General features: G+C 34.2%; 9 protein-coding genes and 1 pseudogene. 2 read left to right on the top strand and 8 right to left on the bottom strand.

The genetic code is table 11. The annotated features are described in order from the left end of the window. Both ACP6PK_RS12015 and ACP6PK_RS12010 read right to left on the bottom strand, forming a co-directional pair. Nucleotides 1-151, bottom strand: a pseudogene (locus ACP6PK_RS12015) (Uma2 family endonuclease); the annotation flags it as partial. Between the two features lie 175 nt (nt 152-326). Further along, complete coding sequence (locus ACP6PK_RS12010; RefSeq protein WP_094673707.1) at nt 327-965, bottom strand: peroxiredoxin; 639 nt, start codon at nt 963-965, stop codon at nt 327-329. A 148-nt stretch (nt 966-1,113) separates the two neighbouring features. Between ACP6PK_RS12010 and ACP6PK_RS12005 the strand changes: the two genes are divergently transcribed. Beyond that, nucleotides 1,114-1,428, top strand: a complete 315-nt coding sequence (locus ACP6PK_RS12005; RefSeq protein ID WP_094673708.1) for a hypothetical protein — start codon at nt 1,114-1,116, stop codon at nt 1,426-1,428. Between the two features lie 556 nt (nt 1,429-1,984). Here ACP6PK_RS12005 and ACP6PK_RS12000 read toward each other — a convergent pair. From ACP6PK_RS12000 to ACP6PK_RS11985, 4 genes are all read right to left on the bottom strand, one after another. After that, a complete protein-coding gene (locus ACP6PK_RS12000; RefSeq protein ID WP_426559795.1) occupies nt 1,985-2,431 on the bottom strand; it encodes a zinc ribbon domain-containing protein in 447 nt (148 codons plus the stop codon). A gap of 25 nt (nt 2,432-2,456) precedes the next feature. After that, nucleotides 2,457-2,870, bottom strand: coding sequence for an RNA-guided endonuclease InsQ/TnpB family protein (locus ACP6PK_RS11995; RefSeq protein ID WP_426559794.1), 414 nt, complete (start codon nt 2,868-2,870; stop codon nt 2,457-2,459). A 193-nt stretch (nt 2,871-3,063) separates the two neighbouring features. After that, complete coding sequence (locus tag ACP6PK_RS11990; RefSeq protein WP_426559793.1) at nt 3,064-3,393, bottom strand: helix-turn-helix domain-containing protein; 330 nt, start codon at nt 3,391-3,393, stop codon at nt 3,064-3,066. A gap of 710 nt (nt 3,394-4,103) precedes the next feature. Further along, nucleotides 4,104-5,075: an MDR/zinc-dependent alcohol dehydrogenase-like family protein gene (locus ACP6PK_RS11985; protein WP_426559792.1), complete on the bottom strand. Its 972-nt coding sequence runs from the start codon at nt 5,073-5,075 to the stop codon at nt 4,104-4,106. Between the two features lie 429 nt (nt 5,076-5,504). On the opposite strand from ACP6PK_RS11985, the gene ACP6PK_RS11980 reads away from it, so the two are divergent. Beyond that, nucleotides 5,505-7,094: a hypothetical protein gene (locus ACP6PK_RS11980; protein WP_426559791.1), complete on the top strand. Its 1,590-nt coding sequence runs from the start codon at nt 5,505-5,507 to the stop codon at nt 7,092-7,094. A gap of 5 nt (nt 7,095-7,099) precedes the next feature. Here ACP6PK_RS11980 and ACP6PK_RS11975 read toward each other — a convergent pair whose 3' ends face one another. Both ACP6PK_RS11975 and ACP6PK_RS11970 read right to left on the bottom strand, forming a co-directional pair. After that, the gene (locus ACP6PK_RS11975; RefSeq protein ID WP_426559790.1) at nt 7,100-7,483 is read right to left on the bottom strand and encodes a DUF4189 domain-containing protein; all 384 of its coding nucleotides are present in this window, start codon (nt 7,481-7,483) and stop codon (nt 7,100-7,102) included. A 1,188-nt stretch (nt 7,484-8,671) separates the two neighbouring features. Beyond that, entirely contained in the window at nt 8,672-10,078 is a 1,407-nt protein-coding gene (locus ACP6PK_RS11970) for a protein kinase domain-containing protein (protein WP_426559789.1), read from the bottom strand. Between the last annotated feature and the right edge of the window lie 1,123 nt (nt 10,079-11,201).

Raw genomic sequence — 11,201 nt, 5'->3', positions numbered from 1 at the left:
TTTCTGAACCAGTAGGAGACATAATTAATAGCTCTCCAAATTTATTAGTTTCTATGCGTAAATCTCGATTAATTTGACAGAATTCAAAAAATTGTTCCTCTGTCATTTTTAAATCTGGAAGCATTTGTAAAATAATCGGTTCTTCAAGCATATTTTTCCTCCTAATAAGCATTCAGCTTTTCAATGCAATAACTTACTAAAATTAGCTAGTTATCTTCTAAGATAAGAAGTTAATAAATCATCGCTGACTGCTGACTGCTGATAAAATAATTAAGGATTAAGAAGAAAACTTATAACTCTTAATCCTTAACTACATTATTATAAATTTATTTATTAGGTTGAGGAGTCATCCGCAAATATGGCTTAACTTCTGTGTAACCTTTGGGGAATTTTTCTTTCAATACTTCGGGGTCTTTTAGAGAAGGAACAATTACACAATCATCTCCATCTTTCCAATTTACAGGAGTAGCAACTTGATAGTTATCTGTTAATTGTAAAGAGTCAATTACTCTGAGAATTTCATCAAAGTTACGACCTGTACTTGCAGGATAAGTAATAGAAAGACGGAGTTTCTTTTGAGGGTCGATAATAAAAACAGTACGAATTGTCAGATTATTTAAGGAGTTCGGATGAATCATATCGTACAGGTCAGAAACCTTTTTATCTGGATCTGCTAAGATGGGATAATTAACAGTTGTGCTTTGGGTTTCATTGATATCTCCAATCCAACCTTTGTGAGATTCTGCGTCATCTACACTTAGAGCAATAACTTTAACTCCACGTTTGTCAAATTCTGGTTTGAGTCTGGAAACTGTTCCTAATTCTGTGGTGCAAACAGGAGTAAAATCAGCAGGGTGAGAAAATAACACTACCCAACTATCGCCCGCCCAATCAAAAAAGTTAATTTCCCCTTCAGAGGAATTTTGAGTAAAGTTGGGTACTTCGTCACCTAGTCTTAAGGCCATAGCTTAACTTCCTATATTGTTTACTGTGAACAATTTTCATATTTTCATTCTATAGGAACTTAAGCTTTTAACTTTAGATATTCTTAAAAATTCGGTTAAATATAGGTTAAGTTTAAAATTATGCAATTTGTGTTATGAACCAGCAGCTATGTTTCAAATTCTTTACTTCGTAATTCATGCTATACAGCCATTTTTAGTTCCTCTCTGTTTTTTATTTGCTTGGGGATTGATTATTTTAACAGTTTGGAGTATAATTGGCGCGATCGCTGATTCAGTCCGCCGCGCTCAAAAGATGCACAATATTCCTTGTGCTAATTGTCTATTTTTTACTGGAGATTATCATCTGAAATGTCCTGTACAGCCTAAAGTTGCTCTTTCGGAAAAAGCAATTAATTGTATTGACTATAGACCTAAATTTGTGAGTTGGTACGATAAGGTTAATTCCGAATTAAAGGAGAATTAGTTACCTGTCAATTTTGAAATGATGGTTTTAGACAATACCGATAAGGAAAGTAGACCAGGGAGAAAAATTAATGGCTTATCTCTGCCATTAATTTTGACAGACTAATAGGAAGTAGGGGAGAAAGTGATTTATCCAGTTTATTTCTCCTCTGTTGGAAAGACTTGATATTTTATTTATCAATTAATAGAGAGTAGAAGATAAATTTCTGAACTTGATATTAATCCAAATTTATTTTAAGCAGAAACAAGAGCTTTTTCTCTATGACAATTTCGCCAAAAAAATCCTTTGCCAAATAAATTTTTAGAGGTAGGGAACAGGGAACTGGTAGTAGAAAATATATCTGACCATCAATAAATATACAGTAGTCCTAAATTGGTTGTAATAATTTTTATAACAGTTAATTTTAACTGAAAAACTCTGAAATTATGACTCCTGAATACTGACTACTAACCGCCACCAAAATATTACACCTTAAATAGGATTGCTATACAGATATTTTTGTCTACCATTGACATCCTCCCGACGCTGACCTGCACCTGCAGCACGGGATTCCCATCTATTCAAACAGACTAAGCTGTTCAAACTCAGGGCGGGTAGACGACTCACAGTTAGCTACTGATTTTTTACGACCAGTTTTACGCCGACTCCTCCTCCGGTTTAAAGTCTCGGATTGCCCACCCGCGACTATAGCCTCCTGCGGAGGAGCTGCCTCTTGCAGAGGAGCTGCGCTAACGCTAACGAAAAGACTTAACTGAATTGAGTTTTCAAGTTCGGTTTCAGTAGCTTCCTCAACTTTGATTATCGGTTGAGGTTCTACTATTTCTAATTGACTGCCAGCATTGAGAATATTAACTGCTGCATTAACATCCCGGTCATGTACAGTACCACAATTTAGGCACGTCCACTCACGTTTCATGTCGCGCAGCGAAACGTCTAGCTCTTTCTTTCCTCCTTTAAAACCGCAAACTGAACATCTCTGACTTGTAGGTTCCCATCTATCAATTACCCTAAACTCACGACCATACTTTTCACCCGATCGCCTCTGTTAAAGTTCGGAATTGTCGCCAACCTAAATCACTAATTGCTTTAGATAATTTACGATTTTTGACCATACCAGAAACGTTAAGGTCTTCTAGTACAATTTCATCGTATTGTTTAGCCAATTTAGTTGATAACTTGTGCAGAAAGTTTGTTCGGATGTCTTTGACTTTGGCATGAAGTCTAGCAACTTTTAACCTACGTCTTTCACGACGGTTACTTCCTTTTTCAGTCTTAGCAAATTTACGTTGAAACTTGGCTAACTTTTTGAGATTTTGTTTTAAAGGTTTAGGTGCAAAAATTTTCTCGCCACTAGATAAAGTAGCAAATGTAGAAATTCCTAAATCTAAACAAGATTGAATTATTATTTTTAGGCAATATTTCGGCGCAAGTTTCAACAACAAAACTAGCAAAATATCTATTAGCAGAGTCTCTAATAACTGTTAGAGATGTAGGATATTTTGGCAATTCTCGCTTACCAAACTATTTTAATCTTACCTACTTTTGGTAGATATATTTTATCTTGACCAATTTTATAGTTAGCTCCTACAAATCTAGCAGTTTGCCTTGATTTTCTACCTTTAAACTTAGGAGGTTTTACTTTGATTCCTTTGCGCTTACCAGTACAACTATTGAAGAAGTTCCTGTAGGGGCGAACGGCCGTTCGCCCCTACGGTCTAAGTCTTTAAGAGACTGCTGCAATGGAGTAGATGCAACTTCCTTTAACCAAAGTAATTCTTTCTTGGCTTGAGTTATAAATTGCTTAGTTAAGTCTACATAACTAGGTTTCTTTTGGCCATCAGCATATAGTTGATTACAATGTTCTAAACTCTTATTCCAAACGTATCTACAACATCCAAATAATTGACTTAGTTTCTTAATTTGAATATGATTAGGATAGATACGATATTTATATCTAGCTTTCACTGTTTTCGACCTTTTCTTAACACTAAAGCTTGACCGCATAGCTTCCTTATTATACTATTATTATAGCACAAAAATGTGTTAGCATTCATCCCGACACCAAATAAAATTATGGTGCGGGTCTTCTGTTAACGTTTTGATAAATCTCCGATTCTTACCGAAATATTCTGGTTTAAAGCCTCCCCTTTTAAGGGGATAATAAATAAAAATTTTCCTGTTCGTCAATCCTCTTCTTTTCAAGGAGAGGTAATTCGCGCATTCTTAATTCGCGCATTCTTGAACAATTCTTACCAATGGATAATTAATAATTAATCAATTCGGTTTTATTGCCTCTCCTAATAATTAATAATGGATAATTGATAACTGATAATGAAAGAATATAAAAATTGCTTTTTCGTGGCTCTCGAAGCTTTTAACTTCTAGTATAGGTTCTCATTAATCAATCATTATCAATTGTTAAAGAGGTAATTAGGGTTTGCTGAAAAAGTATTTTGGAGGGGTAGGAGTCAGGAGTCAGGAAAAACGGGGAATTTAGAGGAGATAGGAGTCAGAATTATCCCTTGATTTTTCTGCCTTTGTCTGCATAAAATGCTCAAATTTTCAGCTTTTTCCATCGAAAAGCTGGCATTTTTTTCAACCTAAAAAATCTAAAGCGTTTGTCTATAAATACTTTGAGAATTAATCAGCAAGCCCTAATAATTATCCATTATTCATTATCCATTATCCATTAATGAACCAATATCTACTAATACTTTTAAAACTCCCTTCTTCTGAGCATGAGCAAAAGCATCCATTCCAGCTTCTAGAGGATAATGAGCTTGAATTAATGGCTTGACATTAAGCTTATGTTCTGATAAAAGTTCCAATGCTGGTTCAAAAGGTCCGCAACGAGAACCAATTAAAGTAATTTCATCCACCACTAATGACGAAATATCCAAACTCAGATTCCCTGCATAAGTGCTTTTGAGAACTAAAATACCACGGGGACGTAGAGCGCGACGAGCAATAGCAAATCCTTCTGGGTTGCCAGTACATTCCACTGCAACATCAAAAGCTCCTGTAGTAACTGCATCAACAAACCCAGTTTTAATTCCTCTCTCTTCTAAATTTGCCAATTTTTCCTGGTGACGACCAATAACCAATAACTGACAGTCGGTTAAAGCTAAGGTTTGCGCGACTAACTGTCCGAGTTTACCATCCCCCACAACTAAAACTTTATCTACTGGGCAAATTTGTATTTGTTGTTGAATTTCCAATGCTGCTGCGACTGGTTCGGTAAATGTCGCTTCATCTGTTGAGATACTATCGGGAACTGGATGGAGATTTTTGACTGGCAAGGTCAGATATTCGGCAAAAGCTCCGTTGCGGTTAACTATTCCCAAAACTGTCCGATTTTCACAATGGGTGGGTTGGTCGCTCAAGCAAAAGCGACACTTACCACAAGCGGCATTAATTTCTCCTACTACTCTTTGATTGAGTAAATTTTCCGGTCCTTGTTCCACCACACCGACAAATTCATGGCCGAGGATACCTTTGTAGGGGTAGTAACCTCTGAGAAGTTCTAGGTCTGTATTGCAAATACCAGCACGCAAGACCCGAACAAGTGCTTCTCCTTCTGGGGCTTCGGGTGTGGGGAGGTCGGTGCGGAGTTGGAGTTGTTGGTTTTCTAGCCAGATTCCTTTCATGTTCTCTTTTTTTGGTTAGCTTAGTTTTAATTTTAGCGACTAAGTAGGTAGGTCTAATGAAACGTTAAAAAAATTGTAGGGGTGGGTTTAGCCGAAAGCCTTGATAAATTAGAAATTTATTCCTAAAAATCTCCCTCATAATAGAAATTGCGTTTATTTATGTTCACCTACTTAGCTGAATTTTTGAGTATTTTAGGAAATTGGGAACAAATAATAGAAAATTGGCAACAAGTAATAGGGAATAGGGAACAGAGAAGAGAAAAAAATACCGTAGTTCATTAATATGAAAACCCATATATAAGCCAGGATTTTTGTTAAAATTGTGGTATGGAGTAAAAGATAATTTCATATAACAAAATCTCAACTCTTGAAAATTTTAGTGAATCTACCTACTTATTACTAAATCTTTAACTGTAGAAGTATATCAATATGACTAGCAACGAAGAAACACAAGATTCACAAAAAACAACAGATTCATGTGAGAAAATAGATATTTGGCTTATATTCAGAATTTTGTTCATTTACTCTCTAAGTTTTGTACTTTTTTTTGTAGTGATTTGGTTTATTAAGGAGTGGCAATTTAATAGATGGCTAAATGGTCAGTCATATTATTTAAGAACTCCTTTGAATAAGGAAATTGCTGACAAAGCTATTAGAAAAAATCGTTTTTATGAAGAAAGTTATCAGTTTAACAGAAATTTTATAAAACTATACTCTTCCGAGTATTTTTCTGATTTTCTAAAAAACATTTCTGATGATTTAACAAAGATTATTAAGACAAAAGATTACATTAAAAATGAAATTGATGTTCAAAAATGTTTAAACAAACCAATTGAAAGTAATAAACAAAATCAGGATAAAAACACGGCACTGACTGATGAAGAAAAACAGTGTTCCTCAGTTACAGCCATATATGATAAGATTATTCCGAATATAAAATTAATCAAAATAAATCAAGATATCTTTGCAAATGTAAATAATTACTTAGAAAAATTTGAAAATGAGATAAATTGGATTAAAACAAATGATCAAAAAAAACAGAAAGATATTTCCTCCGAAATATCTAGGATAAAGGGAGAAGTAGAAGTCTTCAAAAAAAATTTTAATGGTTCTATTTTAGCAGCCGTATTAAAACTATCCGTTTTGTTCGATGATTTAGATAATAAAAATAGGATTGATTTATATGAAAATTTATTGATTGATTCACTATGTCAATCAAGCCGTTATCAATTATTTTGCTCAGAAGACCAACAAAACCCTATATCTCGATTCAACTGGATTAAAAGACAGAAATGGGAAGAATTTGAAAACGAATTGCAATATATAGTTCTACTCTCAAATTTACAGGCTGTTCCAGCACAAAAAGAGAGGATAACAAAGCAGCTAAACTTAGTAAAGCAACATATAGATATAGCAAAAGATAAATTAATTTTCTACAATTCTCTAGACTTTACCACGGGTTTGTTTGCTTGGCCACTAGCATTAGTTAGTGGAATACTTTTTGTTTTTCTAAGTAAAGATGGATTTCAAGAAATATTTGAGAAAAAAACTTCTGGTGCTCAACGTCCTGCAACTTTATTTATAGTTAATAGCTTTTGGTTGATTTTGGTTACTCAAGTTCCTCTTTTATTTCAGTTCAATCTGAGCCATAAATATCATCTGGTAACACTTATTAAAGCTGTAAAGATTGAAAATATAATTCTAAGCTACATTGCAACTAATGGGTATTCAGAAAATACTGTCATCAACAAAAACAGTCAAGATAAAACACCAAATCCAACTGAAAAAAATAGCATCTTCATTATCGAAATAGATAAAAAATTACTTGAATTAATTTCAAGATTTGACCCCGGAATTAACTCTGGACTTTTACCTGACACAAGTCAATACCTTTTACAGTTTGGTATCGAGAGGCAAGACTCAAGACCCTCTAAACAAGAGCAAAGACAAGAGACTCAAGAACCTTCTTCTTCAGACCTTAAATCAGGTGGCGATAAGAAACAAGGCTTACTGGACTAAGCTAATTAATTGTTAGTACACAAATATTTGGTAATTTTACATTTTGATCCTGAGCAATTAGCATCCTTTTCTGCACTGCTCAAAGAGATGCCAGAACCAAAATAATATTTTGAATCATCAATAACTAGGACTAGACAGCCACTTCTCACCCATCTCGTCTGACAATTTTTTCCTCCTTTCTTTTCACAATCTTGTTTCGCCTCTTCTACAGCGCTATCTTGTGAACCCTTATCATTAGAAATACCATTGACTTTTTCCTGTGGTGAATAAGATATCGCACCATATCCTGCCCAGGCTTTTTCTTGATGGGAAACAACAACTGAAGTTCCAATTATAAAAGCCATCAAGGAGTATTTGATTAGTTTTGTTGGTTTGAGCAGCATATTCATATTTAACCTCCTAAATTTACTCTTATTATTTCTATCTCAACCTTGAATATAAATTCTGGTTAGAACTGAAAGTTTTCTTTATTAATAAGTAAGTAGACGAGAATAAACCTAACTATTTAAGATTCAGGAATCATCAATCTTAAGATTGCTTCCTTCCAGTACGTTCAGACATAGTAAAATTTAATTACGCCTGGCTAGTTATACAAAACTGTTTAAATATTGGTCGATTCAGCCAAACTTCTATGACTTAATAAAGCAGAGGTAATAATGGGCGACCTTTATGATTGAGTATTTATTAACACCTCAGAGAAAACTGTTCTTAATTATCAATATATCGTATCAGGATTAGAGAATGTGGAGAACTTTAGGCAGTTAAAAAATTTTTTTTCTAATTTAAGCAAAACATTAGTCAAAAACAAGATTTAATCAGACTTGTATGTATTTTTTTCCATCCATAACTCCTACCTAACTTCCTGAAAATCCTGAAAAATTTCCTATCTTTAGTTTCAAGCTTTTCCAGCAGATAAGCAGTATTAAGAGAATGAAAATATAACCCAAGATTAAAGTAGCGTATTGGCTTAAGATTCGATATGTTCGGTGGGTTCGGCGGATTCTAGGTGATAACTGTCTAACGCCGCCCCTGAGCTGACACACTTTAAATAGCAATAGTAGGGACGGGTTCCACCTAAGCATCAGATTAAATAAACCCGCCCGAAAATCTAACACACAAAATTAGATGTTTCCGTCTACCACAAGTTTTTTACAATAATCCATTCAAGATATCTTGAAAAAGAAATGGGGAGGTGAAGGTAAAATGACTTTCAAAAATCAAACTTAATAGCGATCGCTCAACATAGGCTCTACTAATTGAATTAGATTTTTAGATTGTTTATTCAAATCAAAGCAACCTAATTTGCTCAAAGATTATGACAAAATATTTCACGAGCTTGCGTTATTTCAGAGATTTGGTATCATACCCTGTACATAAGGTATTGTGCCAATGTTGTATGTAAATCTAAAAAAGACTCCTATCCAGAAGGCTATAACCTTGTATTCACGTTAATCTCATCTCAAATTTGCCAATTTTCAGAATAATTAGACAACCTCAAAAAAACAAAATTCAGACAGCTATAGATACTTAAGTAATTCTAGCCATTGACAAAATAGTATATAGATGTAAGTAAGAAGCTAATCTGATATTGAATTTAGTAGAGCCTGTTTAAACTGAGCTGCACTTTTAAAGTAAATCTCAGGTGTATCAGTTAATCCTAAATCAATAACCTCTGCTAACCTTTTCGGAATAGAAACATCTCTTTCTCGGATAGGTACAGCATTTGTTTGTAAAACCACTAAAAATGGGTCTCTCTCCAAAAAATCACGGGGGTATGCTCCTGTTAACATATAGTAGAGAGTCGCTGCCATTGCCCAAACATCCATTTCAGGTTTCATATAGTTAAAACTAATCACCTGTTGACGGGGAACAAAAACAGGTAATCCTAAAGTTAGACCGCTCATAGTTTGACCACTCAAACCAGCTATATCAAAAGCTTTTGCCAAGCCATAATTAGCCATTTTTGCCACAGAAGCACCTCTGACATTACCCAACACAATATTATGTGGTTTTAAATCCCTGTGAACTAAACCTCGTCCCTGACTAAAATTACTATCAGCTTCTTTCACATAAGGAACTTCAACATTATGAGCATATTCTAGACCATCTAACACCTGAAGAATAATTTGTAGAGCCTGTTCAACTGATAATTTACCTCCCTCTCGCTGCATTAAATCCACTACAGTACCGCCATGACAATATTCCAAGGTAAGGAAAAAAGTACCATTAAAATAACTATAATCTTGAAATTTAATTATATGAGGATGATCTAAAGCTTTAGTATTTTCTACCTCCTGAAGAAACATTTCTCTAGCACGTTGACTAACCCTTACTTGAGGCAGCATTATTTTCAGCACTAATAACTCCCCAGTATCCTCATTTAAAATTAAATAATCTTGACTACATTCTCCACTGCTAAGTTGTTTAATAATAGTATATTCCTCTAAAGCTTTGAGATTCGGCTCTCCTTCATTAGCTATTTGTTGCAGATTTTTGACAATTTCTTGTTGGTTAAATTGAGCAGTTGTGGCACCATCAGAAACTTTTGATTCAGCAATAGTCTCATCATCATCCTCAGTACCTAAGTCGTTGAGAAAATCACTTCTATCACCTTCTCTAGTGCCTAAGATACTAACTTTTATCACAGTAGGACCAATTTGAATTTCATCACCCTCACTTAAGTCATATTCTGGAAAATTTAGATGGGCAGCTTGCAGGGGGGTTTGATTTGCTGGACGCTGCCCGATTTTTTGGCCGTTGATATAAGTACCATTTTTACTACCAAAGTCACGCACACGAATGTCAGGAGGATTAATATCCAATAAACAGTGGTATCGGGAAATAGTGCGATGAGCTTGATCGTTAGGTAGTTGAGGGTAACAGTCATGGGAACGACCAATAACACAGGTAGTACGTTCTTCAAAGATGAACTGCTGACCTTTGATAGTGCCTTCGGTAATTGTGAGGATAATTTTTGCTGACATCTTTAATTAATTGATAATGGATAATGAATAATGGATAATAGACCTCTCCAGAAAATAAACTTGCTCTTTATTTAAGATCAGCTAGATTTGTAAAATTCACTTTCCTAAATCATTTTTCGTATCTTTTTCGTAAGAATAAATTCCCTGTTCCCTACTAAGCGCAAAAAGTCTATATCTTTTTCACCAGATGTCTAATGGATAATGATTGATTAATGACAACCTATACCAGAAGTTAAAAGTTTCGATAGCCACGAAAAAGCAATTTTTATATTCTTTCATTATCAATTATCCATTATCCATTATCCATTATTAGCATAGGCTTTAAACTTTTGGGAATTAATTATCAATTAGCCATTGGTAATTTATCTATTCTAAAATATGACTTTTCTCTAAGTTTACTACCTTTTTTTTCTAGTGATTTACGTTGAAATTTAGCTAAATTTTTGATATTTTTCCTTTTTTCCTGTTGATCAAGTTGGAAATGTTGAGATGCCTAAATCAATTCTTACTGACTTATACCATTTCTCAAAAACTTTTATAAATTTTGTTGAGTAGTAGGGACGTTGCATGCAACGTCCGTACGGGAGTAGATAGGGAAGTTTTGCTGCGCGACATGGAAAGCGGAGCATTCCGGAACGGAAAACGCATTTTTGCCTGTGCAACGTCCGTACAGAGAATCAAACATAAGAATAATTAACATTAAACTAGCTAAAATAAGCAAAAAAATAATTATGATTGTGCTGATTAGTTAATGACTGAAGTATTGCCCAAGTATAGCAATAATGCATGGGAATTGGTATTATCTGTTTTAGGTAAGCTAAGACGAATTTTCAATGCCTCTTAGCAAGTCATAATTTAGAATTCATAATTCACAAGTAATAACAGTTTTTTTTACTAAGCACACAACAATAAGTAGTTTAAATGCACAACAGCTTAGTAGTTAAGAATGAATATCTATAAAAAAACTAGGAAAGCATCTATAAAGCAGAATCTTTGATAATTTTGACTGAATTTGGTTGAGCAGGAAGTTTTTTTTACCAAATTGACTGTACCTATTTTCTGTTCGTCAGAATATAATTTTTCTTAGCCGACTCTATAATTTCCATCTACAAATCTAGCAGAT

This window comes from Dapis hubbardiae BLCC-M172, assembly GCF_050016015.1.
In the GTDB taxonomy this organism is placed as follows: Bacteria; Cyanobacteriota; Cyanobacteriia; order Cyanobacteriales; family Microcoleaceae; genus Trichodesmium.
This window is presented reverse-complemented; position numbering and strand designations above follow the sequence as displayed.

What these genes read in the sequence shown, in the direction of transcription:
- ACP6PK_RS12010 (WP_094673707.1), bottom strand. Translation starts at nt 965, where the DNA reads ATGGCCTTAAGACTAGGTGACGAAGTACCCAACTTTACTCAAAATTCC.
- ACP6PK_RS12005 (WP_094673708.1), top strand. Translation starts at nt 1,114, where the DNA reads ATGTTTCAAATTCTTTACTTCGTAATTCATGCTATACAGCCATTTTTA.
- ACP6PK_RS11985 (WP_426559792.1), bottom strand. Translation starts at nt 5,075, where the DNA reads ATGAAAGGAATCTGGCTAGAAAACCAACAACTCCAACTCCGCACCGAC.
- ACP6PK_RS11980 (WP_426559791.1), top strand. Translation starts at nt 5,505, where the DNA reads ATGACTAGCAACGAAGAAACACAAGATTCACAAAAAACAACAGATTCA.
- ACP6PK_RS11975 (WP_426559790.1), bottom strand. Translation starts at nt 7,483, where the DNA reads ATGAATATGCTGCTCAAACCAACAAAACTAATCAAATACTCCTTGATG.
- ACP6PK_RS11970 (WP_426559789.1), bottom strand. Translation starts at nt 10,078, where the DNA reads ATGTCAGCAAAAATTATCCTCACAATTACCGAAGGCACTATCAAAGGT.